Genomic DNA, 26269 nt, shown 5'->3' on the forward strand with positions numbered 1-26269 from the left:
AGAACTGCATGATGCACGACGACCAAGCCCAGACCATCGGTGTCCTCGGGGCCGGCAAGGCAGGCAGCGCGATCGCTCGCCTGGCGCTGCGCGCCGGGCTGGATGTCCTGATGGCCTCCTCGAGGCCGACGGCTGACCTCACCGAGCGCCTACTCTGCGTCGCGCCGGGCGCCCGGGCGACGAGCACCGAGCAGCTCCTCGCAGAGGCGGAACTCGCGATCTTGGCCGTTCCCCTGCGCCGGTTTCGCGAGCTGCCCCTAGCGCTGCTCGCGGACCACGTCGTCGTCGACCTGATGAACGACTGGCCGTCCCACGATGGCATGCTGCCTGACTTCGCCGGCGCCGACCGGCCCTCGTCGGTGATCGTGCAGGACGCGCTCCCGACCACCGCGCGTCTGGTCAAGACCCTCAACCACCTCGGCTACCACCAGATCGAAGAGCTCGCCCGACCCGCCGGCTCGACCGACAGAGCCGCTCTCGCCGTCGCCGGCGACGACCCCAACGCTGTCGCGACCGTCGCCCGCCTCATCGACCGCCTCGGGTTCGACGCCGTCCGTGCCGGCACCCTGCACGACAGCGCCACTATGCAGCCCGGATCCGTCATCTTCGGGATGCACCTCGGCGCCGACTCGATGCGGCGCGCTCTGGTCGCGGCGACTGGCGACACCCGCGCTGCGTGACCCCTACGAGTCAGTCGGCACCCACGACGGCTGACTCCTCTTGCACGTCGTGCCGATGACGGCCGCGGTGGTCCCCGTCGTCGGCACGCCCGTTGTGGTGCGTGACACCACCGGCGGCGCGGCAGGCCCGCCCGATAGCGCCTCAACTGCGCCGCACGAGCCCGCACGGCACCACAGCCGGCACGTCCCATCCGTGCGGTTGCGCTCGGGCTCGCCTACCTGCCTGTAGACGCCGGCGTACGACCACCAAGCATCTTCTTTCCTCCTTCCGCACACCTGCGGGTAAGGGGCAGGTGGCTTCGTGCCTCTCGGGGTCCGCCGAGGAGGTGGTGCGAGGTGATGTCGATGCACAAGCTGACGGCTGGCGACGGGTACGCGTACCTGACCCGGCACGTGGCCGCGGGCGACGCAGGCCTCCGCGCGGGCGACTCGCTGACCGCCTACTACGAGCAGACCGGCGATCCGGCGGGGCGCTGGTACGGCGGCGGGCTCGCGGGGCTCGGTGGCGACGGGGGCAAACGGCTCCGCCCGGGTGATGCCGTCACCGAGCAGGCGATGACGGCTGTCTTCCGCGACGGAGTCGACCCGCTCACCGATGACGCGCTCGGCCGCCCCTATGGCCGGTTCGATGACGGGAAGCGGCACGCCGTCGTCGGCTACGACCTGACCTTCACCGCCCCGAAGTCCGCCTCCGTCCTGTGGGCGCTGGCCGATGACGCGACCAGGGCCACCGTCTATGGCGCGCACCGCGCGGCGCTCGCGTCGTCGTTGGAGTTCGTCGAGCAGCGCGTCATCCGCACCCGCGTGGGTGAGGCCGGCTGCCGGCAGGTTCGAACGCGCGGGATGGTGGCGGCAGCCTTCGACCACTGGGACACCCGGGCCGGCGACCCCAACCTGCACACCCATGTCGTCATCGCGAACAAGGTCCAGGGTCCCGACGGCGCCTGGCGCAGCGTCGACGGGCGCACGGTGCATGCCGCGGTCGTCACGGTCTCCGAGCTCTACGACGTCTTCCTGGCCGACGAGCTCGCCCGACGGCTCCCGGTCGACTGGTCGATGCGGGACCGCGGACCCCGGCGCAACCCTGCGTTCGAGCTGAGCGGCATCGGCGACGACGTCCTCGCTCACTTCTCCGCCCGGGCCGAGCAGATCCACTGCGCAGAGCAGCAGTGGCTCGCCGAGTTCGAGGCCGCTCACGGCCGCGCGCCGACGCGCGTCGAGACCACCAAGGCTCGGCAGCACCTCACCCGAGCGACTCGCCCGCCGAAGGTCGTGCGTCGCCTCGCCGACCTCCTGGCCGACTGGGGCAACCGCGCGCGCGCCCTGACCGGCGTCGAGCCGCGCGACCTCGCCTCCCGCGCGCTGACCGGCACGTACGGACGGCCGTTGCGGGCGCATGACGTCGGACCCGAGGTCCGGGCCGCGATGGTCGCCGGTGTCATCGATGTGGTTTCCACACGGCGCTCGGTCTGGACCACCTGGAACCTCGGCGCCGAAGCCGTGCGCGCCTCGAAGCTCCTCCGGATGGCCTCACCCACCGAGCGACGACACCTCCTGAACACCATCACGGCCGGCGCCGCGGCCGCCTGCGTCCACCTCGACGACAACCGGGACCCTGCCACCCGCCGGGCTGGAGAGTCCCTGTTCACGACCACCGAGCTCCTCGGCGCCGAACGCGTACTCCTTGACGCGTCCGAGGCCGGCGGCTTCCCGCACCGCCCACCTGAGGCGCTCGGCCACCCGACGATGCGCACCGAGCACCTCCTGGGCGCGCTCGCCGCAGACCAGCGAGCTGCTGCCGAAGCCGTCATCACTTCCGGGCACCTCCTCGACGTGCTTGTCGGTCCGGCTGGCTCCGGCAAGACGACGACGCTCGCCGCCCTCACCTCGTTCTGGCGTCAGAGCGTCGGACCGGTCGTCGGGCTGGCCCCGTCCGCCTCGGCCGCGCACACCCTGTCCGCCTCCCTCGGCGTCACCTGCGAGACGACCGCGAAATGGCTTCACGAGTCCACCGGCGACGGTGCCGCCGCACGCGCCGGTCGCTACGCGGAGACCCTCGAGCGGAGAGACACCGCCGGGGTGATCGAGGCGCGCGAACTCCACCAGGAGCACTGGCGGATCCGCATCGAGCAGGACACCTGGCGGTTCAGCCCCGGCCAGCTCGTCATCGTCGACGAAGCCTCACTCGCAGACACCCGCACCCTCGCGACGATCGTCGAGCAGGCACGCGCTGCCACGGCGAAGGTGCTGCTCGTCGGCGACCACCTCCAGCGCGGCTCCGTCGACGCCGGCGGGGCGTTCGCCATGCTCGCCCGCCGCGGACCCACCGCCGAGCTCACCAGCCTGTGGCGTTTCGCTCACCCGTGGGAGGCCCGCGCGAGCCTCGAGCTGCGCCGCGCCCACCGCGAAGCCCTCGACGCTTACGAGAACCACGGTGCGTTCAGCGCCGGCAGCCACGACGACGTGCTCGATGCCGCCCTGGCCGCTGCCAGCACCGCCCAGGGGCACGGCCGGGTCGCCATCGTCCAAGCCGTCGACAATCGCACCGTGCGCGACCTCAACGCCCGCGCCCGCTCCGACGGCATCCTGTCCGGCACGGTCGCCCGCGACGGCGTCGCGCTCCATGACGGTCTGACCGCCGGTGTCGGCGACCGCGTCGTCACCCGTCGCAACCACCGGCGCCTGCGGACCTCTGACGGCTACGTCCGCAACGGCGCACTGTGGGACGTCACCGAGGTCATGCGCGACGGCGCCCTGCGCGTCCGCCCCGTCCAGCGCGACGGCCGCTCGGACGTCAGCTCGCCAGAAGTTCGTCTACCGGCGTCCTACGTGACCGAGCAGGTCGAGCTCGGCTATGCCACCACCGTCGCCCGCACCCAAGGCATGACCGTCGATGAGACGCACACCATCGCCGCGCCCGGGATGGGCCGCGAAGACCTGTACGTCGCGATGAGCCGCGGCCGACACGCGAACCGCACGTACGTCGTCGTCGAGGAAGCCGACCCGGACTGCCTGCCGGGCCAGGCGCCTGCGTCGAGCCGCGAGGTGCTCGAGCAGATCCTGGCGACCAGCCACGCCGAGCCGACCGCGACCGAGACGTGGGAGACCTACCACCCGCACGAACACGCGCCGCTCTTGCCACCAGTCCATCCACATCAGCCCTGGGGCGCGCCCTCTCCACAGCCGGCGCCGAACCGCTTGACCACTACCCCGCCGCCAGTACCCGATGGTCGGGTGCTGGGCCTCTGATCGGCATCACCCAACCCAACCCAAGAGGAGAACAGCCATGAGTGACATCGAGATCATCGAGACCCCGCGCGTCATGCTCAGCGTCACCGACGCCGCCGCGTGCCTGTCGATCGGCCGCACCACGATGTACGAGCTGATCCACAGCGGCGCGATCGAGACCGTGCACATCGGCCGGCTCCGGCGCGTGCCCGCCGACGCGCTCACCCAGTTCGTCGAGCGGTGCCGCCGCGAACAGCACCCCAAGGTGCCGTGACCTGATGGGCACTCGGGCCGGCAACCAGCGCTCGTCGATCTTCCAGGGCAACGACGGGCGCTGGTACGGCTTCGTGACGATGGGCATCCAGCCCGACGGCTCGGTCGACCGCCGCAAGCGTTCGGGCGCATCACGGGCCGACGTGGTCCGCAAGGTCCGCGCGCTCGAACGCGAGCGGTCCGACCAGTCCGCCCTCCCAGCGGGCCCGTCACCGCGGCTGGAGACCTGGCTGACCGAGTGGCTGTCGGCCACAGCGCTGCGCGTCCGGCCGAGCACCCTCTCGGGCTACACCGTCGACGTCCACCGCCACATCAACCCCGCCATCGGCAAGCACCGCCTCGATGCGCTCCAGCCCGAGCACATCGAGCACCTCTACACCGCGCTGCTCGCCAACGGCCTGAACGCCGGCACCGTCCACCACGTACGCCGGACGCTGAACAAGGCACTGAACGACGCGTTCCGACGACGGCGCCTCCCGGGCAACCCCGTCGCGCTCGCCCACACGCCGCGATACAACCCGCCCGAGATCGAACCGCTCACGGTCGACGAGGCCCGCCGCATCCTCGCCGCTGCCGAGAACGAGCCCAACGGGGTGGCGTTCATGCTCGCCATCTCGCTCGGGCTGCGGCGCGGCGAGGTGCTGGGTCTGTCATGGGCCGACGTCGACCTCGACGCTGGCCGGCTGCAGGTGCGCCGTCAGCTTGAGCGACGGAACTGGCGGCACGGGTGCGCTGATCTAGACCGCTGCCACGAGCGGCCATCACGCTGCCCGCACCGCAAGGAGGGCGGGCTGGTCCTTACCGAGCTGAAGACGAAGCAGTCGCGCCGCACGCTGCCATTGCCAGAGCCGTTGCTGATCGCCCTGCGGCAGCACAGGCGTCGGCAGCGCGAGGCTCGCATCCACGCGGGGACGCTGTGGCGAGACTCCGGGCTCGTCTTCACGAACCTCGTAGGGCGACCGGTCGCCCCGCACGACCACTCGCTGCACTGGACGGCGTTCCTCGAACGGCTCGGGATCCGGCCGGCGCGGCTGCACGACGCCCGGCACACGGCCGCGACGCTGCTCCTGGTCCAGGGCGTCGACCAGCGCGTCGTCATGAGCATGTTCGGCTGGACGTCGCCGGCGATGACGACCCGCTACCAACACGTCGTGCCGGAGCTCGTGGAGGAGGCCAACCGTCGAATGGGGGTGCTCCTCTGGGGAGCGAGCGACCACGGGACCGGTTAAAGGAATTTGGCAGCCGTACCAGGTGCTCGCCACCCGGATCTGCAGAGGATGCCCGTCGCAGTGCCAATGACGCCCCACGTCGGGGACCGGTGAGTTTCAGGTGTCCTGCGACGGTCTCGTGAGTACGTGGCAGATGTCGTCGTCTGCGCAGTCGGCGGGGTCGAGCAGGTGGCTGTCCTCGAGGAGTGCTTCCAGCTCGCCTTGCATCGCCGCAAGGTGCCGGATCCGCGCCCGTACGTCGGTGAGCTTGGCGTCGATGAGCGCGACGACGTGCGCGCAGGGCACGGTCCCGTCATCACGGAGGTCGATGATGCTGCGGATCTCGGACAAGGTGAGACCGGCGGCCTGCGCCACGGTGATGAAGCGCAACCGGGTGAGCATGGACTCGTCGTAGACGCGGTAGCCGTTGGCGCCCCGATCGGCCACGGGCAGCAGGCCCTTGCGCTCATAGAACCGGATGGCCTGGCTGGTCATCCCGGCAACGTCGGCAAGCTCACCGATCAGCATCTCGTCCGTCCTTCACCCTTGACCTTCTACCACGGTACAAGGTCTAGCGTCGCAGGCATGGAGATCTCGCTGCTGTACTTCGATGGCTGCCCGAACTGGAAGGTCGCCGACCAGCGGCTCGCCTCGATCGCCTCCGAGCGCCCCGACGTCGTGGTGACGCGTCACCGCGTGGAGACCATGGAGGAGTCCGAGCGGCTGGGGTTCCACGGCTCGCCGAGCATCGTGGTGGACGGCGTCGACGTCTTCGCCGAGCCGGGCGCCGGCGTGGGGTTGTCGTGCCGGGTCTATCGCACGCCCGACGGCTTGGCCGGGGCGCCCACGATGGACCAGCTCAGGACGGCCCTTGGCGTGAAAGACGTGGCGGCGAGATGATGAACGCCTACGACCTGATCGTGATCGGCGCGGGGATGGCCGGCGTCTCGGCGGCGAACAAGTGCGCCGCTGCGGGTTGGAGCGTCGCCATCGTCGACGCGCTGCCCTACGGCGGCACCTGCGCCCTGCGCGGGTGCGACCCGAAGAAGATCCTGCGTCGCGGTGCCGAGATCATCGACAGCGCCCGGCTCATGCGGGGCAAAGGCATCGACGACGCCGGCCTGTCGATCGACTGGCCCGACCTGATCAAGCACAAGCACGCCTTCACCGACCCGGTCCCGGCCAATATGGAGCAGGGCCTGTCGAGCAACGGCGTCGACACCCTGCACGGCTCTGCGCGGTTCACCGGTGCGAACACCCTCGCGATCGACGGCACCACGTACGAGGCAGCACACTTCCTTATCGCCACCGGCGCACGCCCCCGTCCACTGGACGTCCCCGGTCACGAGCACCTGGTCGACAGCACCGAGTTCATGGACCTTCCCGAGCTGCCGAAGCGGATCCTATTCGTCGGTGGCGGCTTCGTCTCCTTCGAGTTCGCCCACATCGCGGCCCGCGCGGGCAGCACGCCGGTCATCCTCGACCGCGGTCCCCGGCCGCTCAAGGCGTTTGACCCCGATCTCGTCGAGCTCCTCATCAGCCGCGGCGCCGACGCCGGGATCGAGCTGTGGCGCTCCACCACGGTCACCGCGATTCAGAAGTCCGGGACCTCCTACCTGGTCCGCGTGGAACGCTCCGGCCAACCCGAGACGGTGGAGTTCGACCTCGTGGTGCACGGCGCGGGCCGGGTACCGGACCTATCCGGCCTGCACCTCGACGCCGCCGGCGTGGAGTGGGATGAGAGTGGCGTGCGGGTGGCTGATCACCTGCAGAGCACGAGCAACCCGTCGGTCTACGCGGCCGGCGACGCTGCCAACAGCCCAGGGATGCCGCTGACCCCGGTCGCGGTCTTCGAGGGCAAGGTCGCCGCGTCGAACATGCTCAAAGGCACCACGACCGTCCCGGACTACGCGGGCGTCCCGACGGCGGTCTTCACGATCCCCGAACTGACCCGGGTCGGGATGCTCGAACAAGAGGCCCGGGACCAGGGCATCGACGTCGACGTCCGTTACCGCGACACCAGCGGCTGGTACTCCAACTACCGGATCGGCGAGACCACTGCGGCCACCAAGGTCCTCGTGGACCGATCCAGCGACCGGATCGTCGGCGGACACCTCCTCGGCCCGGGGTACGGCGAACTCATCAACGTCCTTGGCCTGGCCATGAAGCTCGGACTGACCACCCGCCAGCTGAAGTCGATGACCGCTGCTTACCCGACCGTCGGATCAGACCTCGGCTCGATCCTCTGACGTGCCGTGGCGAGCCGGCTGGCGCACCTCGCCCGCACGTAGCGTCCAGGGGCAGATCCGCTCATGCCGCTGCAGCCACCACAGGCGCGACGACGGCATGCGCGCTCCAGCATCAGCTGGACACTCGCGCACAAACTGCTACCAAAACTGCTACCGCCGCCCCGCCGGCCGCCCGCACCCGCACACGACGAAGGGCCCGCAACCCACATCTCTGCAGGTCACGGGCCCTTCATGCGGCGGAGGATGGGGGATTCGAACCCCCGAGGGCTTGCACCCAACACGCTTTCCAAGCGTGCGCCATAGGCCACTAGGCGAATCCTCCCGGGCTGCGCAGTGCACCGATCCTCGATGCTCATGGCAGGCGCACACGGCCGGTGCGCGCACGGCAGTGTACGCGAGGATCGGGTCCGACCGCGAAGCCGCCCTGCGTCCCGCACGACCGGCCGGAGCCTTCGAGCACGGACACCGAGCCCCGGGTGTGAACGCCGAACCCCTTCGTGCGTGCCGGGGTGCCGGTGTCCGTGCTCGCGGGCCTCATCGGCACCGGCGACCCGGCGATGAGGGGAACCGACCGGGGATCGGCCCACGGGGCGTGTCGCGGCCCCGCAGCTGCTAGCGGGATCCGTCGCCGAGAGCCCGCAGCACGTCGACCAGGTCGGCCGGCGAGTCCGCGAGCGCCACCGCTCCGGCGTCGAGGAGCTCACCGGGCTCTCCGTACCCCCACGCGGCGCCGACGCACGCAATCCCGTGCTCGGCGGCGCCGCGCACGTCGTGCGCCCGGTCGCCCACCATGACGACTCCCGGACCCGCGGCGACGTCCACGGCGGACAGCGCCCGCGCGATGACGTCAGCCTTCGTCGCAACGGTCCCGTCCAGCGTCGCCCCGGCGACGTGCTCGAGGTACGGCGCGACGCCGAAGTGCTCGACGATGCGCCGCGCGTACGGCTCCGGCTTGGACGTCGCCAGGACCAGGCGGACCCCGACGTCGCGCAGTGCGGCCAGGGCGTCCAGCACGCCGTCGTAGAGCCGGTTCTCCAGGTACCCGGTCTCGCCGTAGAACGCACGGTAGGCGTGGATCCCCTCCTCGACCCGGTCCTGCGGCACCCCGAGGTCCGCCAGCACGTCCGCGAGCGGAGGGCCGATGCCGGCGCGGTGCTGGGCCTGGGTCAGCGGCCCCACCCCCACGGCCTGCGCCGCGCGGTCCAGGGCGTGCGAGATGCCCTCGATGGGGTCGGTCAGCGTGCCGTCGAGGTCGAGCAGGGCGGTGGAGATCACGGGCCCAGTCTGCCGTGGTCGGCCGACGGTAGCCTGGCCGGGTGACCAGCCTCCCCTTCGCCGACCGCACGCCCGAGGTCCATCCGACCGCCTGGATCGCCCCGAACGCCTCGATGATCGGCAAGGTCAAGGTCGATGAGCAGGCCAGCGTCTGGTTCGGCGCCGTGCTGCGCGGCGACATCGACGAGATCGTGCTCGGTCCTCGCTCCAACCTCCAGGACAACGTCGTGGTGCACACCGAGCAGGGGTCGCCGGCGATCGTGGGTGCGGACGTCAGCGTCGGGCACGGGGCTGTCGTGCACGGCTGCACCATCGAGGACGGCTGCCTGATCGGCATGAACGCCACCGTGCTCACCGATGCGGTGGTGGGCGCCCAGTCCCTGGTCGCCGCGGGCGCCGTCGTGCTGGAGGGCACGGTCGTCCCGCCGCGGTCGCTGGTCGCCGGCGTGCCCGGCAAGGTGCGCCGCGAGCTGACGGACGACGAGGTCGCCGCGATGCACGGCAACTCCGCCCGCTACGTCACGCGCGCCCGGGCGTACGCGGACCAGGGACGCGCGGAGTAGCCGCCGGGGCTCAGCCCGCCCCGGCCAGAGCCGCGGTCAGCGCCGGCTCCACGACGGGCCGCAGCGTCCGGGCGAACGTCGCGGTCATGTGCCCGTGGTCGAAGTAGACGATCGCCGATCCGATCACGCCGTGGCACACCTGTCCGTCGCACAGCAGGTCCGTGACGTCCAGGACGCTCACCTTGCCCGACGTGTCGGCCCGGGCCGCGGCCGCCAGCGGGTCCGGCTCGAGCCCGACGTCGCGCGGGGTGGTGCAGTCCTGCGCCGGTGAGGCGGCGACGCAGTCCGGGACGCTGCTGGGGAAGTTCGGGGTGTCGCGCAGCACGAGCACCTGCGAGCCCGCGGACGTGAACGCGCCGATGGTGCGGGCGTACGCCTGCTGCGCGACGTCGTCCTGCGCGCCCCGGGCGACCCCTGCCAGCAGCTGGTCCGTGCGCGAGGACATCACGACGAGGTCGTAGCCACCCGCCGTGACCTGCTTGCGCACCCACGCGTTCCAGTCCTCGCAGCCCGTCGTGGCCGCGGGATCGGCGAACGACAACGGGCGGTCGACGGGGTAGCACACCGAGGACACGTAGGTGGTGATCCGCCACCCCTTGGCCCGGGCGACCTGCTCCAGCGGTGGGAACCAGTGCCCGGCGTGCGAGTTGCCCACCAGGGCGACGGTCACGGTCGCGTCGGCGGGCCCGTACGTGCAGGTCCTGCGGGTGGTGTACGGCTCGTTGTTCCAGCAGTGGTCCTGGTACAGGCGAGGCTTGTCCGCTGCTGCGCTCACGGGGGCGGTCCACAGCTGGTGGGCGAAGGCCGAGCAGTCCGCACCGGACAGCTCGGCCGCGGCGCCGAAGCAGTCCGGGTGGGCGGCCAGCTCCCGGGCGGTCCGGGTGGCCGCGGCCGACTCCTGGTGCCGGGCGTAGGCCTGCAGGGCAAGCCCGGCGGTCACGCCGAGCCCGGTGCACAGGACGAGCACCAGAGCGGTCGCGCGAGCGGACCGGATCAGGCGGGGGCTGCGCCGGACGGGATCCTCCACCCACACCTTGGTGAGCCAGGCCAGCCCCACCGCCGCCAGGGCTATGCCTCCGAGCTCCCACCAGGTCAGCTCCCGGTGCACGGCGAACGGCACCAGCACCACCAGGGGCCAGTGCCACAGGTACGTGGAGTAGGACACGTCACCCAGGAACTGGGCGCCGCGCAGGCCGAGCAGCCTGCCGGCCACGGAGCCTCCACCCGCGTTCGCCACGATCACCGCGGCCGTCCCGAGCGTCGGCAGCAGCGCCGCAGCTCCCGGGAACGGCGTGCTGCCGGAGAAGGTGAGGACGGCGGCCGCGATCGCGGCCAGGCCGACCAGGGCGAGCGACCCGCGCGCCCGGTGCGGCACGCGCAGGAGCGGCGCCCGGGTGCCGAGCAGCGCGACGCCGCCACCGAGGGCGAGCTCCCACATCCGGGTCGTCGTCACGTAGTACGCGGCGGCCGGGTCGACGGCGGTCAGGTGCACGGACCACGCGAGCGACCCCAGCAGGACGGCCAGGACGACGACCTCGACGGTCGGCACCCGCGGCAGCAGCCTGCTCCGCTCACCGGCCGTCGCTCGGTGCACCCCCCACCCCACGATCGCCGCGAGGCCGATCAGGACCGGCCACACCAGGTAGAACTGCTCCTCCACCGACAGCGACCAGAAGTGCCGCAACGCCGTGGCGGCGCCCTCGGAGGCCAGGTAGTCCGTGGCGCTCGCCGCCAGGGACCAGTTCTGGACGTACAGGGCGGACGCGACCGCCTCGGCGCCGGCGCGGGCCAGCTGGGAGCTCGGGAGCAGCAGCGCTGCCCCGATCGAGCTCATCGTCACCACGAGCGCGGACGCGGGCAGCAGCCGACGGATGCGTCGTCCCCAGAACCGGCCCACAGCCCGCCAGGACCGGGGCTGGTCGCGCAGCAGGTGCGCGGTGATGAGGTACCCGGAGATCACCAGGAAGACGTCCACGCCGACGTACCCGCCGCTCACCTCGGCGGGCCACAGGTGGTACGCCAGCACCGAGCCGACGGCGAGCGCTCGCAGACCCTGGATGTCGGCGCGGAGCCCGGCGTGGGGGTCTGCTCGCGTCACCCCGCCCTGGCTCGTCGCCGGGCGGGTCGCGCGTTCGGTCACTGCGTGGGTGCGGGCTCGGTCACCGCGTCAGTATCAGCACGCTCGGCGGATCCCGCCTCCGGAGGTCTGGTCCGCGCCCGCGGGGCGGGAGATCCCGGTGCGACCATGGACCGATGGAGTCCTGGCTCCCGTGGGTCGTGATCGGGGCGGTCGTCGTCGTGCTCGTCGTGGTGGACCGGCTCACCGCGGCCGGGCTGTTCGACCGGCGCCGCCCCCGTCCGCCACGCGCGGGAGGCGGGGGAGGTGCCGGCGCCCTGGGCGCGGTCCTGGACTTCTACGATCCCAGCCACCGGCACGTCACCGAGGAGCAGCAGCGCGAGAAGTCGACCACCGTGCAGGTCCCGGGCGAGGCGCCGCCGTTGGTCGACCTGGACTCCGGGGTCGCGACCCTCCCCGGGAACTCAGCCGTTGGGCAGCAGCGTGGTCCACACCGCGGTGGCACCGCTGTGCCCGGCGAGCACCACGACGATGGTCACGCCGGCAGCGACGACCACCGCCAGAACGGCCACGACGGCGCTCCACCAGGTCGGCATCGCGACGGCGTCACCGGTCCGGACCCCGATGCGGTCGGGTAGCGCGGGCATCCACGGCAGTCGCCGCTCGACCCAGCTGGTCAGGGTCACCCCGCCCGCGACGACAACGAGCACCGCGGACCACAGCGCCACGTCGGTACCCAGGGCCATGTGCCGGGCCAGCTCGGCCGAGCCCGGAACCTTGGCCAGCAGCGCCTCGCCGGTCTCCTTGGCGACGGCGGCGGCACCGAACGCGCCGATCGCCAGGACGGCCGGGAGCCACCCGGACCACCGCCGGAATCGCGGCCACAGCGCCGCGAGCAGCACCGTCACGGCCGCGACAGGGACCAGGACGACCGCGGCGTGGACGACGAGCGGGTGGACGGGTAGGCCACCGATGGTTGCGGGCACGGTCGTCTCCTCCGAGGTGCGGGCCCTCAGGCCGTGGGGGTCAGGTTCCAGCTGAGCACAGCGGTGGTGCCGTGCTCGTGCCCGAGGCGGCTGATCGACGCCGCATCCAGCACGAGTCGTTGCCCGGCCTCCGGCGGCAGCTCCAGCCATCGGCTGGCCAGCACGCGCAGGAGGTGGCCGTGCGCGACCAGCACGACGGTGCCTCCCGCGTCCACCGTCGGGGCGACGTCGGCCAGGACGGCGGCAGCGCGCGCGGCGACCTGTTCGAGGCTCTCGCCCGGGGTGTCGCCGGGCTCCACACCGTCGCGGAACACGGTCCAGCGGTCACCGCGGCGTTCGCGGATCTCCGGAGTGGTCAGCCCTTCGTAGGCGCCGTAGTCCCACTCGACCAGCCGCTCGTCGATCTCGGGCACCAGCCCGCCCAGCTCAGCGGTCTCGCTGGCCCGGCGCAGCGGGCTGGCGACCACCCGGTCCGGGTGGAGGTCGGCCAGGCGAGCGGAGAGGTCCGCCGCCTGCCTGCGGCCGAGCTCGGTCAGGGGTACGTCGGTGAGCCCGGTGTGCCGCCCGCTCCGGCTCCAGGCCGTCTCGCCGTGTCGTACGAGCACGATCTCACCCATCTGGTCTCCGTCCGGGGTGGCTCAGACGGCGTTGGCCCAGCGGTGCACCGAGCCGTCCGCCAGGACCAGCAGGCCGCTGGTCCCGTGCAGAGTCGACACCCAGTCCACCGCGGACGCACCCCGGGCGATCGCGGCGGTGGCGAAGACGTCGGCCCACAGCAGTGACGGGCCGACCACCGAGGCCGCGAGGAGCTGGGTCGTCGGTGCACCGGTGCGCGGGTCCAGGATGTGGGCGCCGCGCGCGGCGGTGCCGGACGTGGCGACGGCACCTTCGGAGACCGGGACGGTGGCGAGCACGCGCGACCGGTCGCGCGGGTCCTCGATCCCGATCAGCCAGGGCTCGCCGTCCGGGGGAGGCGTCAGCAGCACGTCCCCGCCGGCGCCGATCGCGTAGCCGAGCCCTGGCAGACGGTCCAGGTGGCGGGCAGCGCGTGCCACGCCCCAGGTCTTGGTCAGGCCCGTGGGGTCGAACAGCCCGTCCGGTCGCGAGTGCCAGGCGTCGAACCACCCGTCGGTGCGCGCCCACGCGGTGCGACACAGGCGCTCGACCTCACGCATCTCGTCGGACGCGTCGGCCAGGTCGACCTCGCCGCGCTGCAGGTGGCGGAGCTCGGAGTCCTCGCGGTAGGGGCTGAACCGCGCATCGACCGCGCGGAGCTCGTCGAACAGGTCCGCGACGGCCGCGGCCACCACCTCGTCACGCGCACGGGGGCCGCGCACGTGCACGCTGATGGGCATACCCATGATCTGCTCGACCCACGCCCGGTGCGGCAGCCCCGGGGCGGGCGTCACCCCACGATCACGCCCCGGTGCGGCCTGATCGTGGGGCTCGTCGGTTCCCCGGTGCTCCTGCGTGGCCGTGCTCACAGCCCTGCCTTGTCCAGGGCGCTCTGCAGCGACTGCAGGTAGCCGTAGCTGGTGAAGGTCGCGCCGCTGACCATCTGGATGTTGGCGTTGCCGGCCTGGACGACCTCCTGGTTGAGGACCGGGATCGCATAGGCGTTGATCCGCTGGTCCGTCCGCGACCCGTTCGGGTAGTTGGTGGCCTGGGCGTCGCTGATCGCGCCGCCCTTGACGGTGATCTGGACCGTCACCGGGCCGTACCGGGTCTGGGCGGTGCCACCCGTGTACGTGCCGTCCTTGGCGCTGGACCCGCTCTGTGCGGAGGTGGAGCCCTTGCCCGTCCCGGACGAGGCGCCCGAGCCGCCCGACGTGCCGGACGAGGTCCCGGTCGAGCCGGTCGAGCCGGACGAGGTCCCCGATCCCGTGCCGCCCGCGGCGGGCTGCGCGGCGAGCGCCGCTCCGCGGTTCAGGCTCGTGGGCCAGGAGAACAGCAGCACCAGGCCCGTGATGGTGCTCGCGATGGCGATGACGATGCGTCGCACAGGGTTTCCTCCGGTCACCAGGTGAAGTTCTCGGCGTGCACGGCGTGCTTCGGGGCGCCGGCGGAGCGCAGGTCGTCCGCCACGGCCTCGACCCACGGCCCCGTCCCGCACACGTAGATGTCGGCAGAGGCGAGGTTCGGCACCAGCCGCCGCACGGCCTCGGTGCCAGGCAGGTGGCCGTGCTTCTGCGGCAGCCACGCCGTGCCGCTGCGGCTTCGCGGACCGACCAGGTCGACCACCTGGAGCGCGCCCGCGGCCGTCAGCCGGTCGACGTCGGCCTGCATCGGGGCGTCCACACCGGAGCGCAGGCGCCGGATCATCAGGGCCGGACCGTGCGTGAGCCGACCGGCCAGGACCGCCTCCTGGGCGAGGGCGACCAGCGGGGCCAGACCCAGGCCGGAGCCCATCAGCACCAGCTGCGGGCGGCTGCGCACCAGCGGGTGCAGGCGACCGTACGGCCCTTCGATCATGACCCGTGTCCCGGGTCGCATCCGGGCGATGCGCTCGCCGTCGTCGCCGGTGACCCCCATGGTCACGCGCAGACCGTGCGTGGTGGGCGCGGCGGACAGCGACAGCGGGTGCGGCCGTGTCCAGCCCGGACCTGTCATGAACCGGAACACGAAGAACTGTCCGGCGGCCACCTGCAGGTCCGCGAGGTGCGGGCCGTGCATCGCGACCGTCACCGCTCCCGGGCCGGCCGGCTGCACCGAGGTGACGCGCAGTCGCTGCTGCGCGGAGAGCCGCAGCGGGACGGCGACGCGGTAGACCAGCACCAGGGCCATCACCAGGCCGTAGGCCGACCACCAGTACACGGTGGCCCAGGTCGAGGCGAGGAAGTCGGTCCCGGTCCACAGCTGGTGCGGCAGCGCCAGGCCGGCGCCCAGGTAGGCGTACAGGTGCAGCAGGTGCCAGGACTCGTACCGCAGCTTGCGCCGCGCGACGCGGATCGAGGTCACCGTCACGAGCACCAGCAGCGCGGTGCCGGCCGTGGCCAGCAGCATGCCGGGCGCGGTCGTGATCAGGCTCCACGCCTCCGAGACCACGTTCCAGTGGTCGAGCTGGGCGTAGCCGACCGTGATGAACACGATGTGCACGACCATGAGCCAGATGGACGTGAAGCCCACCCAGCGGTGCCAGCGCGTCAGCCGGTCCTGCCCCAACGAGCGCTCGATGAACGGCACGCGCGCCATCGACAGCACCTGGAGCAGCAGCAGATCCGCGCTGAGCAGGCCGCTGAGCCGGCCGATCGAGTTCAGCGCGCTCGCACCGCCCGCGGCCAGGTCCTGGACACCACCGTGCTGCTCCCACAGTGCGACGACGATGAGCATCGTCGCCCAGACCACGAGGCCGGCCGCATCGGTCCACCACCGGCGCAGCATCGGCGGGCGCAGCCGTAGCAGCGGGGACGTGGAGCGGCCCGTCGACTCCTCCGGGAGGACGCGGCGGGCGCTCGACGACCCCCGCAGGGGAGCGCGTTCGGTGGCAACCGGGTTCATGCCGACGACCATGTCTAACGAACCTGGGAGGCTCCTGGACGCCACCTAGGGCGCCACTGGGACCTTCGTCGCAACTGGGGTGACCAGGCGGTTCGAAGCGGTCACCGGGGCTGCGTTACGCTGGGTGCAGACCCCTCGTACGGCGTCATCTCGCTGAACTCCCCCAGGGCCGGAAGGCAGCAAGGGCAGGTGAGCTCTGGCGGGTGTGCGGGGGGTCCTTGCATGTCCCGACGGGGCCGGTCCCGTCTCGCTCACCTCGCCGGCCTGAGGGGGCGGCGGCTCCGGAGAGGGTTGGGCGACTCGAGGCCCGACATGCCGTGGCAGGCCCGTCGGGAGCCTGGAAGCATGGGGGCACATGTGTGGACTGGTGGGTGAGATCAGGCTCGACGGCACGCGTGCCGACGTCCTCGCGGTCGACCGGATGGCGGCCACGATGGCCGACCGCGGCCCGGACGACTCGGGTGTCTGGGCGTCCGGGCGGGTTGCGCTCGGGCATCGGCGCCTGATGATCATCGACCTCTCCGCCGCGAGCGGCCAGCCCCTGGTCGACGCGGCGGCCGGGATCAGCGGCGTGTTCAACGGCTGCATCTACAACTACGTCGAGCTGCGGCGTGAGCTTGCGGACAAGGGCCACCGGTTCTTCTCGCACGGTGACTCGGAGGTCGTGCTCAAGGCCTACACCGAGTGGGGCGAGGACTTCGTCGACCACCTCGTGGGGATGTTCGCGGTCGCGATCGTCGAGCGTGACACCGGGCGCGTCGTGCTCGCCCGGGACAGGCTGGGCATCAAGCCGATGTATGTCGCCGAGGACGCCCACCGGGTGCGGTTCGCCTCCACGCTGCCCGCGTTGCTGGCCGGCGGTGGTGTCGACACCTCGATCGACCCGGTGGCGCTGGCGCACTACATGTCGTTCCACGCCGTGGTCCCCGCACCGCGCACGATCCTGCGCGGCGTGCGCAAGCTGCCGCCCGCCACCGTCCGCGTGTACGAGCCGGACGGCACGCACCGCGACCGGCTGTACTGGGACGCCGCGTTCACCCGCCGCGAGGACCGCGCGGACTGGTCGGAGACGGACTGGCAGGACGCGCTCCTGGAGTCGCTGTCCACGGCGGTCCGGCGGCGCATGGTCGCCGACGTGCCGGTGGGCGTGCTGCTGTCCGGCGGCCTGGACTCCTCGCTGGTCGTCGCGCTGCTGGCCGAGCAGGGCCAGACCGGGCTGTCCACGTTCTCCATCGGGTTCGAGTCCGTCGGCGGCCGCGAGGGGGACGAGTTCCGCTACTCCGACCTGATCGCGCAACGGTTCGGCACCGACCACCACCGGATCCACATCCCCGCCGCGGACCTGCTGCCGCCGCTCGAGGCCGCCGTCGGCGCGATGTCCGAGCCGATGGTCAGCCACGACGCGGTGGCCTTCTACCTGCTCTCCGAGCAGGTGGCCCAGCACCTCAAGGTGGTGCAGTCGGGTCAGGGGGCCGACGAGGTCCTGGGCGGGTACCACTGGTACCCGCCGCTGGCGGCCGTCAGCCGAGACCAGGCGGTGGAGACCTACGCCCGCGCGTTCTTCGACCGCGACGCAGCGGGCCTCGCGCAGGTGGTCTCGCCCGAGCACCTGCCCGAGGGCGACCCGGCCCGGGAGTTCGTCGCGGCGCACCTGGGCGCTCCTGGGGCAGAGACGGCGGTCGACGCGGCGCTGCGGATCGACACCGAGATCATGCTGGTCGACGACCCGGTCAAGCGGGTGGACAACATGACCATGGCGCACGGGCTGGAAGCCCGCGTGCCGTTCCTCGACCACGACTTCGTCGAGCTCGCCGCGAGCTGCCCGCCCGAGCTCAAGCTCGCCCAGGGTGGCAAGGGTGTGCTCAAGGAGATCGGTCGCCGGGTGCTGCCGTGGGAGGTCATCGACCGGCCCAAGGGCTACTTCCCGGTGCCCGGCATCACGCACCTGGAGGGCAAGGTGCTGGACCGGGTGCGTGACGCGCTGTCCGCTCCCGCCGCGCGCGAGCGCGGCCTCTTCCGCCCCGAGTACGTGGACATGCTCCTCGCCGACCCGAACGGGGAGCTGACGCCGCTGCGCGGCAACAAGCTCTGGCAGCTCGGCCTGCTCGAGATGTGGCTGCAGACCCAGGGGATCTGAGATGAGCACGACCGACGGTGCACCCCCGACGCCCCGCCAGGACATCGGCCCGGGTGGCGACCCCGTGATGGCCGCCGGCGAGCCGGATCGTGACGCGCCCGACGAGGGCGTCGTGCTGGACTGCGGGTGGGGCAGGATCGTGTTCGGCCAGACCTTCGCCCGGCGGACGCACGCGGCCGAGGTGCTGCGCAGCGAGGCTGCCGGAGCTCGCGACATCTGCATGTACCTGCGCGACGCGCACGTGTTCGTCGCCAAGCACTCCGACGAGTTCTTCGTCGACCCGTCGCTGACCTACCGGCTGGACCTGACCAGCACGGCGCTGGACGCCGAGCCGCCCCCCGGGGTCACGCTGCACGAGCTGACCCGGCTCGCCGAGGCCGACGCCGTCAACGCCATCTACGCCCGCAACCAGATGGTCACCGCGGCGGCCGACGTGCTGGTGGACGTCGCCGAGCGTCCCGAGGTGGTGCACCTGGTGGCCGAGCTGAGCACCGGCGAGATCATCGGCACGGTGACCGGGGTGGACCACGGCGCGCTGTTCGACGACCCCGCGAACGGTTCGTCGCTGTGGTGCCTGACGGTCGACCCGTCGATCGCTCCGCCCGGCGTCGGCCAGGCGCTGCTGGCCGCGATCGCCCGGGAGATGACCGCGCGGGGCCGGTCCTCGCTCGACCTGTCGGTGCTCGCGGACAACACCGGCGCGATCCGGCTGTACGAGCGGCTCGGGTTCCGCCGGGTCCCGGACCTGGTGGTCAAGCGCAAGAACCCCATCAACGAGCGGCTGTTCCGCGCCGCGGTGCCCGACCACTACGAGGAGCTGAACCCGTATGCGCGGCTCGTCGCGGACGAGGCGATGCGGCGCGGCATCCGGGTGGAGGTCACCGACGGGCCCTGGGGCGAGCTGCGCCTGACCCACGGTGCGCGCACCGTGCACACCCGGGAGTCGCTGTCCGAGCTCACCTCGGCGCTGGCGATGGCACGCTGCGACGACAAGCGCGTGACGCGGCGAGTCCTGTCCGACGCCGGGCTGCGGGTGCCGCGCGGCGCCACGTCGCGCGGTGGGGAGGCAGACCGTGCGCTGCTGGCCGAGCTCGGCCAGGTCGTGGTCAAGCCCGCGAGGGGTGAGCAGGGCCGCGGGATCACCGTCGGGGTCCGTGACCCCGAAGCGCTCGAACGGGCCGTGTCCGCGGCCCGGGCGCACTGCCCCGACGTGCTCATCGAGGAGATGGTCGCCGGGCAGGACCTCCGGGTGATCGTGATCGACCACGAGGTCGTGGCGGCCGCGGTGCGGCGGCCCGCGGCAGTGATCGGCGACGGGGTGCACACCGTCGCGGACCTCATCGAGCGCCAGAGCAGGCGGCGCTCCGCCGCCACGGGTGGCGAGTCCCGCATCCCGGTGGACGCCGGGACGCTGGACACGGTGGCGGCGGCCGGCTGGTCGATGGACGACGTGCTGCCCGACGGAGAGGCCCTCACGGTGCGCCGCACGGCCAACCTGCACACCGGTGGCACCATCCACGACGTGACCGCCGGGCTGCACCCGGTGCTCGCGGAGGCCTGCGTGGCGGCGAGCAGGGCGATCGCGATCCCGGTTACGGGGCTCGACCTGCTGGTGGCGGCGCCCGACCAGCCCGAGTACGTCATCATCGAGGCGAACGAGCGGCCGGGCCTGGCCAACCACGAGCCGCAGCCCACCGCTGAACGGTTCATGGACCTGCTGTTCCCCACGACGGCGGCACCGCCCCGGCTGTGGACCCCGCGCGGGCACGGCGACGGTGCGAGCCGATAGCGTGCCGCGGATGACCCCGGACCTGACGTACCTGCGCCGCGTGCTCGTCGAGCTCCTGGAGATCCCGAGCCCGACCGGACGCACCGACCACGTGCAGCAGTACGTGGGCGAGCGGTTGGACCGGCTCGGGGTGCCGTTCGTGGTGACCCGCCGCGGCGCGATCGTCGCGGACCTCGGCGGCCCGGCCGGGGACGGCGCGAGCCGCGCGATCGCGGTGCACACCGACACGATCGGGGCGATGATCCGCCGGCTGAAGGAGGACGGACGGCTGGAGCTCAAGCCGGTCGGCACGCACAGCTCGCGGTTCTCCGAGGGCGCCGCGGTGTGGGTCTTCCCCGACGACCTCGAGACCGTCTACACGGGTCAGGTCCTGCCCCTCAAGGCCTCCGGGCACCGCTGGGACGACGAGGTGGACAGCCAGGGCGTCTCCTGGGACCAGGTCGAGGTGCGGCTGGACGAGCACGTCGCGACCGCCGAGGACCTGCGCGCCCTCGGGCTCGACGTCGGCGACTTCGTGGCGCAGCTCGCCAGCCCGGTGATCACGGACCGCGGCTACGTACGGTCCCGGCACCTGGACGACAAGGCGGGTGTCGCCGCCACCCTCGCGGCGGTCAAGGCCATCAAGGACTCCGGCGTCGAGCTGCCGGTGCATGCCCGGCTGCTCGTGACCTGCACCGAGGAGATCGGGCACGGCGCCAGCCACGGGCTCGCCGAGGACGTCGCCGAGATGGTCTCGGTCGACGCGGCGGTGGTCGCGCCCGGTCAGCAGTCCCGCGAGCGCGCCGTCACGGTGGCGATGGCCGACGGCGTCGGGCCGTTCGACTACCACCTGAGCCGCCGGTTGCACGCGATCGGTCGGGATGCGGGCCTGGACGTGGTGCGCGACACGTTCGCGCACTACCGGTCCGACGCGGCGTCGGCCCTCGAGGCGGGCGCGCACCTGCGCGTCGCGCTGCTCGGGTTCGGGGTGGACGCGACTCATGGCCACGAGCGCACCCACCTGGACAGCCTCGCGGGGCTGTCGACGCTGCTGGCGTCGTACCTGGCCAGCGACCTGGTGTTCCCGCAGTGGGACACCCGGCCGCAGGGACCGCTGTCGGCGTTCCCGTCGCTCGCGGTCCAGCCCGCGCAGGAGGAAGGTCCGCAGGAGGGCCCGATCGACGTCGACTAGGTCCGACCGGGCGTCGCAGCGGCGGGGCCCGGCGCCCTCCCGCCCCGGTTCTCAGCGTCGGCGGCGGCGTCTAGGGTGGCCGCGTGAGTGAGGCCCTGTACCGGCGCTACCGGCCGGAGACGTTCGCCGAGGTGATCGGTCAGGAGCACGTCACCGGCCCGCTGGTGCAGGCGCTGAGCGCGGATCGCATCACCCACGCGTACCTGTTCTCCGGTCCGCGCGGCTGCGGCAAGACGACGTCGGCGCGCATCCTCGCGCGCTGCCTGAACTGCGCCCAGGGCCCCACGCCCACGCCGTGCGGCACGTGCGAGTCCTGCCTCGAGCTGGGCCGTGGCGGATCGGGCAGCCTGGACGTCGTCGAGATCGACGCGGCGAGCCACAACGGTGTGGACGACGCTCGTGACCTGCGCGAGCGCGCAGCGTTCGCGCCTGCGCGCGACCGCTTCAAGGTCTTCATCCTCGACGAGGCGCACATGGTGACCCCGCAAGGGTTCAACGCGCTGCTCAAGATCGTCGAGGAGCCGCCGCCGCACGTGAAGTTCATCTTCGCGACCACCGAGCCGGACAAGGTGATCGGCACCATCCGGTCCCGCACCCACCACTACCCGTTCCGGCTCGTGGCGCCGGACACGCTCACGCCGTATCTGGAGGAGCTGTGCGCGGCCGAGGGCGTCCCGGTGGGTGCCGGGGTGCTCCCGCTCGTGGTGCGTGCCGGCGGCGGCTCCGTCCGCGACTCGCTGTCGGTGCTGGACCAGCTCATCGCGGGCGCCGACGAGGGCGGCCTGGACTACGAGCGTTCGGTGGCGTTGCTCGGCTACACGCACGCCGCACTGCTGGACGACGTGGTGGACGCGATCTCGGCGCGCGACGGCGCCTCCGCGTTCCGGGTCGTCGACCGCGTGATCTCGTCGGGCCACGAGCCGCGCCGGTTCATCGAGGACCTTCTCGAGCGGCTGCGGGACCTCATCGTGATCGCGGCGTCGGGCGAGGCCGCGCGCGCTGCGCTGCGTGACCTGCCGGCCGACCAGCTCGACCGGATGCGGGTGCAGGCCGGCTCCCTCGGGCCGGCCGAGCTGTCCAGGTCCGCGGACCTGGTGAACACCGCACTGACCGAGATGACGGGTGCGACCTCCCCGCGGCTGCACCTGGAGCTGCTGGTCGCCCGGCTGCTGCTGCCGGCGCGAGACGACGGCGGCGTGGTCGCGCGCCTCGAGCGCGTCGAGCGGGCCGTCGAGCACGGAGCGCCCGCTCCGCATCCGTCGGGTGGACCGGCACCTGGGGCGCGGACCGAGCCCGGGGGGGCCGAAGGGGCGGGAACCCCGCAGCCTCAGCCCGATGCGGGGCGAGCGGAGGCCGAGCCACGCGTCGGGACCGGGCCGCGTGCCGACTCCGAAGCGCGGGCCGAGCCCGTGCCACCTGCCCGTCCCGAGCCGCCCGGACGCCCGGCGCGGACACCCGAGCCCGCTGCGGCCGAGGCGCGGCCTGCCGAGCCGGACCAGGCGGCTGCTCCCGAACCCACCGCCCAGGCCGGCCCCGCGTCACGACCGGCGGACCGACCTGCCGGTGTGGCGGCCCCCGAGGCTGAGACGATCCGACGCCGGTGGCCTGAGGTGCTCCAGACCCTGCGCGGCCTGCGGATGGCGACCTGGGTGCTCGTCAGCGAGAACGCCCAGGTGGCTGCGGTCGAGCCGGGAGTGGTCCGGCTGGCGTTCAGCACCCCCCAGCTGGCGACGACGTTCCGTACCGGAGCGCATGCCGATCCGGTACGCCGCGCCTTGCACGAGACGCTCGGTTTCGAGGCTCGGGTGGAGCCCGTGCTGGCGAACGACGCCGGACCTGCGTCGCCCGGTCCGGCGAGAAGGGGCCCGGCGGCGCCCGGCTCGGCCGCGAACACCGAGGACCGCCCTGCCCGTGGCATGAGCCGAGAGCAGGCAGAGGCGTCCTGGTCCGCCGCGCCGTCCTCGCGCGGTGCGGCCACGTCCGCGCCGCCCGCGTCCGCACCGCCCGGACCAGCGGCGGGGGCCGGCCGGAGCGCGGGGGTCGGCGCCGCCGACCGGCCGGGCCGTTCACCGGCCGCAGGGCCGCGGCGCGAGACACCGGCCGCGTCCGACGGTGTTCCGGACGGGCCCGAACCCGATCCGGAGCCCGAGCCGCCCGCGGAGCCCCCACCCGCCCGTTCGGAGGCCCGACAGACGCCGCCCGCCCGGCAGGTGCGGCCGGCCACCGGAGCACCGCCGCGGCAGGGCGCGCGCCCGTCGACCCCGAGCCGGCCAGCTCCGGAGGACGGCAGCGACGCGAGCCCGGACGACCCGGAGCTCGCGGGCTCAGGGCTCGTCGGCGCCCCGCTGATCGCCCAGATGCTCGGCGGTACCGTCATCGACGAGATCCCGGACGAGCCGGTCACCTGACCGGCGGATGGTCCCTTGTCCACCCCGGCGACCCGCCGGATGATCACGGAAGCCGGGTCGCGGGAGCCGGACGGGGGAGTGGATGCGCATCGATCACAGCGGTGCCCCGTGACGGTGCCGGAGGGTGTGGCCTCGCCGGCCCGGAGGCGTCGTCGTCGCCGGACTCCGCTCGTCGCCTCCGGCGGGGTCATCCTGCTCGCGGTGACCGCGGCGGCTGTGCCGCTCCTGGCCAGCCATTGGTGGCCGTTCGGCCCGTCGGGTCACGAGGTGGTGGTCCGGGCGGCGACGCCGGGCCTGACCGGTGACGAGACGCCGGACCGGATGCACGACGACCTGCTCCGCGGCTCATGGTCCGGCGCCGCGTCCTGGCCCCTGAGCCCGGCGCACGGCGACGTGACCGTGGACGCCTGGGTGGGCCGGCTCAGCGACGAGGACCCGATGGCGGACTACTACGTCGTGCACCTGGCGACCGCCTGGGTGCACCAGGGGGGCCTGGCCCGGCTGCCGGCGCCGGTGACGCTCACCGTGGTCTCCGACGTGGATGCGCTGGACGGCGTGCACGGTGCGACGCGCAGCTTCGTCTCCGGTGCCTCGTGCGACGACCTCGTGACGCTGCCGGCGACGACCGCCGCCCACGGTCGCGAGGCCGTGGCGTCCGTGTGCCACGGCTACGGCGTCCGGTTGCTGGGCCAGGACGCACGCTCGGCGAGCTGGCAGGTGGTGCGGCCCGCCGGCCTCCGGCAGGTCGAGCTCGTGTTCCTCCAGGAGGTCCCGCACGGCGCGCGCCCGACCTGGGCCGTCACGATCGCCACCCCGGCGGGCCTCACCGCGAGGCGCCCGTGGGACGCCGGGTCCGTGACGTGGTCGACGGTGACCGCAACGCTCGCGCCCACCACGTAGGCTGATCGCGTGTACGAGGGCGTGGTCCAGGACCTGATCGACGAGCTCGGGCGACTGCCCGGCGTCGGTCCCAAGAGTGCGCAGCGGATCGCGTTCCACCTGCTCGCCGCCGATCCGGCCGACGTACGACGACTGGTCGACGCCCTGACCGAGGTCAAGGCCAGAGTCCGGTTCTGCGCGGTGTGCGGCAACGTCGCCGAGCAGGAGCGCTGCCAGATCTGCCGCGACCCGCGTCGCTCCGCCGCCGTGATCTGCGTCGTCGAGGAGCCCAAGGACGTCGTCGCCATCGAGCGGACCCGCGAGTTCCGCGGGACGTACCACGTGCTCGGCGGCGCCATCAACCCGATCGACAACGTGGGTCCCGACGACCTGCGCATCTCCCAGCTCATGTCGCGTCTGGCCGACGGATCGGTCACCGAGGTCATCCTCGCCACCGACCCGAACGTCGAGGGCGAGGCCACCGCGACATACCTCGCGCGGCTGCTCGCGCCGATGGGGTTGCGGATCACCCGCCTCGCCTCGGGCCTGCCCGTGGGCGGGGACCTGGAGTACGCCGATGAGGTCACGCTCGGGCGGGCCTTCGAAGGACGGAGGCAGATCAGTGCCTGACACACCGACCCAGCCCGGTGAGGTCCCCGCCGATCTCGTCGACCTGGCGCAGACCGTCGCCGAGGAGGCGGGCACGTTCGTCGACACCCTGACGGAGGTGGCCGCCGGTGCCAACCCGGAGGCCGCCATCCCTCTGCTGCTCCTCGCCGTCTCCGACGTGCTGGGCGTCGGAGCCCGGCTGGGTGCCGTCGTCGACGTCGTCCCGGCGGAGCGCTTCGAGCCGGACGTCGGCCCCGAGGAGGACCTGGACCCGCTGCGCGCGGGCCTGGCGAACCTGTTCGAGGGTCTGGACACCTACCTCGAGGTCGCCGACCCGCTGCTCGGCGGCGACCCGGTCCAGTCCTCGCTGTCCGGGGACCTGGTGCTGGTCGCCGGGGCTCTGGCCCAGGGCCTGCAGCACTACGCCGCCGGCCAGGTCACCGAGGCGCTGTGGTGGTGGCAGTACTCCTACCTGTCCAACTGGGGCGAGCGGGCGTCGTCGGCGCTACGCGTGCTGCAGACCGTCCTGGCGCACCTGCGGCTGGACGTGGACGAGGACGTCGCCGCCGAGGCGGAGTTCCGCGCCCTGCACCCCTGAGGGCGGGCGGCCCACGGCGTCGAGCGCCGGCGGTCACATGGCTGCGGTGTCCCCGAGCACAGGCTGCAGAGCGTTCCAGCGGTTGATCTCGCAGCCGTTGTTCCGGGTGAAGTCGGCGTCAACCGGTGTGCCGTCCACGGTTCCCTCGACGTGTGCCGTCTGGGGGCCACCGTAGATCTGCGTGCACGCGGTGTCCCGCGGCACCGGGTCGAAGGCCGAGGCCCCACCCGCCTGCTCGATCGCCACGCACGCCCACGCCGGGTCGGGGTGGGCGCCGCCGGGCGGGTCGCACGTGAGCGACCAGGTCCGGGTGTCCCCGTCACCAGTCCGGTCCACCGTGACGGTCAGCCGGGCCGGCAGGCCGGTGGGTGACAGCACCCCGGAGGGGCGGGTGCCGGCGGCTCCGCCGTCGGACGGTCCCGGCAGGCCGGTGCTCGTGTCGGGCGGCACCGAGGTCGTCGGGGCGCCGGGGGGAGCGCCACCCCCCGAACCTGGGTCGGTCGAGCCGCTGCCGGTGGCACACCCGGCCAGCAGCAGGCCGGGCAGCAGGAGTGCCATGGTCACTCGTGGGTCCCGCATGGGCCCTCCCCTCGGGTGGTCGGACGGTGTCCGCTTCTACCCCCGTCCATGTTCCCAGCGGG

At 72.9% G+C, this 26269-nt stretch carries 23 protein-coding genes, 1 tRNA gene, 1 other RNA gene and 1 pseudogene; 16 read left to right on the forward strand and 10 right to left on the reverse strand.

Going from position 1 to position 26269, the window contains the following annotated elements; all coding sequences use genetic code 11:
* Nucleotides 1-8 precede the first annotated feature (8 nt).
* The 4 genes from Q6348_RS04210 (at nucleotide 9) to Q6348_RS04225 (ending at nucleotide 5410) form a co-directional block, all read left to right on the forward strand.
* Nucleotides 9-680 (forward strand): NADPH-dependent F420 reductase, encoded by a 672-nt coding sequence (locus tag Q6348_RS04210; RefSeq protein ID WP_211373598.1) that lies wholly within the window; start codon nucleotides 9-11, stop codon nucleotides 678-680.
* 345 nt (nucleotides 681-1025) lie between these two features.
* Entirely contained in the window at nucleotides 1026-3929 is a 2904-nt protein-coding gene (gene mobF / locus Q6348_RS04215) for a MobF family relaxase (protein WP_249051432.1), read from the forward strand.
* 37 nt (nucleotides 3930-3966) lie between these two features.
* Nucleotides 3967-4182 (forward strand): helix-turn-helix domain-containing protein, encoded by a 216-nt coding sequence (locus Q6348_RS04220; RefSeq protein WP_169322614.1) that lies wholly within the window; start codon nucleotides 3967-3969, stop codon nucleotides 4180-4182.
* A gap of 4 nt (nucleotides 4183-4186) precedes the next feature.
* Nucleotides 4187-5410 carry a tyrosine-type recombinase/integrase gene (locus Q6348_RS04225; RefSeq protein WP_304600063.1) on the forward strand — a complete coding sequence of 408 codons (1224 nt, stop codon included), beginning with the start codon at nucleotides 4187-4189 and terminating at the stop codon, nucleotides 5408-5410.
* A 96-nt stretch (nucleotides 5411-5506) separates the two neighbouring features.
* Here Q6348_RS04225 and Q6348_RS04230 read toward each other — a convergent pair whose 3' ends face one another.
* Nucleotides 5507-5917 carry a heavy metal-responsive transcriptional regulator gene (locus Q6348_RS04230; protein ID WP_169322616.1) on the reverse strand — a complete coding sequence of 137 codons (411 nt, stop codon included), beginning with the start codon at nucleotides 5915-5917 and terminating at the stop codon, nucleotides 5507-5509.
* A gap of 57 nt (nucleotides 5918-5974) precedes the next feature.
* Between Q6348_RS04230 and Q6348_RS04235 the strand changes: the two genes are divergently transcribed.
* Nucleotides 5975-6289, forward strand: coding sequence for a thioredoxin domain-containing protein (locus tag Q6348_RS04235; RefSeq protein WP_304600064.1), 315 nt, complete (start codon nucleotides 5975-5977; stop codon nucleotides 6287-6289).
* Nucleotides 6286-7638 carry a dihydrolipoyl dehydrogenase family protein gene (locus Q6348_RS04240; protein WP_169322618.1) on the forward strand — a complete coding sequence of 451 codons (1353 nt, stop codon included), beginning with the start codon at nucleotides 6286-6288 and terminating at the stop codon, nucleotides 7636-7638. Before Q6348_RS04235 ends, Q6348_RS04240 begins: the two co-directional genes overlap by 4 nt.
* A gap of 237 nt (nucleotides 7639-7875) precedes the next feature.
* On the opposite strand, the gene Q6348_RS04245 is transcribed toward Q6348_RS04240, so the two are convergent.
* Nucleotides 7876-7960 (reverse strand) — tRNA-Ser (locus tag Q6348_RS04245).
* Nucleotides 7961-8250: 290 nt separating this feature from the next.
* A complete protein-coding gene (locus Q6348_RS04250; protein ID WP_304600065.1) occupies nucleotides 8251-8913 on the reverse strand; it encodes an HAD hydrolase-like protein in 663 nt (220 codons plus the stop codon).
* Between the two features lie 41 nt (nucleotides 8914-8954).
* Here Q6348_RS04250 and Q6348_RS04255 point away from each other — a divergent pair, with 41 nt between their 5' ends.
* Nucleotides 8955-9476, forward strand: coding sequence for a gamma carbonic anhydrase family protein (locus Q6348_RS04255; protein ID WP_304600066.1), 522 nt, complete (start codon nucleotides 8955-8957; stop codon nucleotides 9474-9476).
* A gap of 10 nt (nucleotides 9477-9486) precedes the next feature.
* Here the strand turns inward: Q6348_RS04255 and Q6348_RS04260 are convergent, their stop codons facing one another.
* Entirely contained in the window at nucleotides 9487-11574 is a 2088-nt protein-coding gene (locus tag Q6348_RS04260; protein ID WP_304600067.1) for an acyltransferase family protein, read from the reverse strand.
* Between the two features lie 155 nt (nucleotides 11575-11729).
* On the opposite strand from Q6348_RS04260, the pseudogene Q6348_RS04265 reads away from it, so the two are divergent.
* A pseudogene (locus tag Q6348_RS04265) lies at nucleotides 11730-11996 on the forward strand (DUF6191 domain-containing protein); the annotation flags it as partial.
* 21 nt (nucleotides 11997-12017) lie between these two features.
* On the opposite strand, the gene Q6348_RS04270 reads toward Q6348_RS04265, so the two are convergent.
* The 5 genes from Q6348_RS04270 to Q6348_RS04290 all read right to left on the reverse strand — a co-directional run bounded on the left by Q6348_RS04270 (nucleotide 12018) and on the right by Q6348_RS04290 (nucleotide 16037).
* Nucleotides 12018-12539, reverse strand: a complete 522-nt coding sequence (locus Q6348_RS04270) for a DUF2231 domain-containing protein (protein WP_304600068.1) — start codon at nucleotides 12537-12539, stop codon at nucleotides 12018-12020.
* A gap of 26 nt (nucleotides 12540-12565) precedes the next feature.
* Complete coding sequence (locus Q6348_RS04275) at nucleotides 12566-13156, reverse strand: histidine phosphatase family protein (RefSeq protein ID WP_304600069.1); 591 nt, start codon at nucleotides 13154-13156, stop codon at nucleotides 12566-12568.
* A gap of 21 nt (nucleotides 13157-13177) precedes the next feature.
* A complete protein-coding gene (locus Q6348_RS04280) occupies nucleotides 13178-13948 on the reverse strand; it encodes an FAD:protein FMN transferase (RefSeq protein ID WP_304600070.1) in 771 nt (256 codons plus the stop codon).
* 71 nt (nucleotides 13949-14019) lie between these two features.
* Nucleotides 14020-14541 carry an FMN-binding protein gene (locus Q6348_RS04285; protein WP_304600071.1) on the reverse strand — a complete coding sequence of 174 codons (522 nt, stop codon included), beginning with the start codon at nucleotides 14539-14541 and terminating at the stop codon, nucleotides 14020-14022.
* Between the two features lie 14 nt (nucleotides 14542-14555).
* On the reverse strand, nucleotides 14556-16037 hold the full coding sequence (locus Q6348_RS04290) for a ferredoxin reductase family protein (RefSeq protein WP_304600072.1): 1482 nt from the start codon (nucleotides 16035-16037) through the stop codon (nucleotides 14556-14558).
* A 126-nt stretch (nucleotides 16038-16163) separates the two neighbouring features.
* Here Q6348_RS04290 and ffs point away from each other — a divergent pair.
* The 8 genes from ffs to Q6348_RS04330 all read left to right on the forward strand — a co-directional run bounded on the left by ffs (nucleotide 16164) and on the right by Q6348_RS04330 (nucleotide 25628).
* Nucleotides 16164-16260, forward strand: an RNA gene (gene ffs, locus Q6348_RS04295) — signal recognition particle sRNA small type.
* A gap of 132 nt (nucleotides 16261-16392) precedes the next feature.
* Entirely contained in the window at nucleotides 16393-18174 is a 1782-nt protein-coding gene (locus Q6348_RS04300; RefSeq protein WP_304600073.1) for an N-acetylglutaminylglutamine amidotransferase, read from the forward strand.
* 1 nt (nucleotide 18175) lies between these two features.
* The gene (gene ngg, locus Q6348_RS04305; RefSeq protein ID WP_304600074.1) at nucleotides 18176-19963 is read left to right on the forward strand and encodes an N-acetylglutaminylglutamine synthetase; all 1788 of its coding nucleotides are present in this window, start codon (nucleotides 18176-18178) and stop codon (nucleotides 19961-19963) included.
* Nucleotides 19964-19973: 10 nt separating this feature from the next.
* Nucleotides 19974-21134 (forward strand): osmoprotectant NAGGN system M42 family peptidase, encoded by a 1161-nt coding sequence (locus Q6348_RS04310; protein WP_304600075.1) that lies wholly within the window; start codon nucleotides 19974-19976, stop codon nucleotides 21132-21134.
* A gap of 83 nt (nucleotides 21135-21217) precedes the next feature.
* On the forward strand, nucleotides 21218-23542 hold the full coding sequence (locus Q6348_RS04315) for a DNA polymerase III subunit gamma and tau (RefSeq protein WP_304600076.1): 2325 nt from the start codon (nucleotides 21218-21220) through the stop codon (nucleotides 23540-23542).
* A 201-nt stretch (nucleotides 23543-23743) separates the two neighbouring features.
* Complete coding sequence (locus tag Q6348_RS04320) at nucleotides 23744-24442, forward strand: hypothetical protein (RefSeq protein WP_304600077.1); 699 nt, start codon at nucleotides 23744-23746, stop codon at nucleotides 24440-24442.
* Nucleotides 24443-24451: 9 nt separating this feature from the next.
* Nucleotides 24452-25051 carry a recombination mediator RecR gene (recR, locus tag Q6348_RS04325; protein WP_304600078.1) on the forward strand — a complete coding sequence of 200 codons (600 nt, stop codon included), beginning with the start codon at nucleotides 24452-24454 and terminating at the stop codon, nucleotides 25049-25051.
* Complete coding sequence (locus Q6348_RS04330) at nucleotides 25044-25628, forward strand: DUF5063 domain-containing protein (RefSeq protein ID WP_304600079.1); 585 nt, start codon at nucleotides 25044-25046, stop codon at nucleotides 25626-25628. The genes recR and Q6348_RS04330 overlap by 8 nt, the downstream gene beginning before the upstream one ends.
* Nucleotides 25629-25661: 33 nt before the next feature.
* Here Q6348_RS04330 and Q6348_RS04335 read toward each other — a convergent pair whose 3' ends face one another.
* The gene (locus Q6348_RS04335) at nucleotides 25662-26207 is read right to left on the reverse strand and encodes an SSI family serine proteinase inhibitor (RefSeq protein ID WP_304600080.1); all 546 of its coding nucleotides are present in this window, start codon (nucleotides 26205-26207) and stop codon (nucleotides 25662-25664) included.
* Nucleotides 26208-26269 lie beyond the last annotated feature (62 nt).

Source organism: Actinotalea lenta, assembly GCF_030586465.1.
GTDB classification, from domain to species: domain Bacteria; phylum Actinomycetota; class Actinomycetes; order Actinomycetales; family Cellulomonadaceae; genus Actinotalea; species Actinotalea lenta.

Bases quoted from the DNA above. Each gene is read 5' to 3' on its own strand.
- Q6348_RS04230 (WP_169322616.1), bottom strand. From the start codon at position 5,917: ATGCTGATCGGTGAGCTTGCCGACGTTGCCGGGATGACCAGCCAGGCC.
- Q6348_RS04235 (WP_304600064.1), top strand. From the start codon at position 5,975: ATGGAGATCTCGCTGCTGTACTTCGATGGCTGCCCGAACTGGAAGGTC.
- Q6348_RS04225 (WP_304600063.1), top strand. From the start codon at position 4,187: ATGGGCACTCGGGCCGGCAACCAGCGCTCGTCGATCTTCCAGGGCAAC.
- mobF (WP_249051432.1), top strand. From the start codon at position 1,026: ATGCACAAGCTGACGGCTGGCGACGGGTACGCGTACCTGACCCGGCAC.
- Q6348_RS04335 (WP_304600080.1), bottom strand. From the start codon at position 26,207: ATGCGGGACCCACGAGTGACCATGGCACTCCTGCTGCCCGGCCTGCTG.
- Q6348_RS04220 (WP_169322614.1), top strand. From the start codon at position 3,967: ATGAGTGACATCGAGATCATCGAGACCCCGCGCGTCATGCTCAGCGTC.
- Q6348_RS04275 (WP_304600069.1), bottom strand. From the start codon at position 13,156: ATGGGTGAGATCGTGCTCGTACGACACGGCGAGACGGCCTGGAGCCGG.
- Q6348_RS04210 (WP_211373598.1), top strand. From the start codon at position 9: ATGATGCACGACGACCAAGCCCAGACCATCGGTGTCCTCGGGGCCGGC.
- Q6348_RS04310 (WP_304600075.1), top strand. From the start codon at position 19,974: ATGACCCCGGACCTGACGTACCTGCGCCGCGTGCTCGTCGAGCTCCTG.
- Q6348_RS04240 (WP_169322618.1), top strand. From the start codon at position 6,286: ATGATGAACGCCTACGACCTGATCGTGATCGGCGCGGGGATGGCCGGC.
- ngg (WP_304600074.1), top strand. From the start codon at position 18,176: ATGAGCACGACCGACGGTGCACCCCCGACGCCCCGCCAGGACATCGGC.
- Q6348_RS04300 (WP_304600073.1), top strand. From the start codon at position 16,393: ATGTGTGGACTGGTGGGTGAGATCAGGCTCGACGGCACGCGTGCCGAC.
- Q6348_RS04290 (WP_304600072.1), bottom strand. From the start codon at position 16,037: ATGAACCCGGTTGCCACCGAACGCGCTCCCCTGCGGGGGTCGTCGAGC.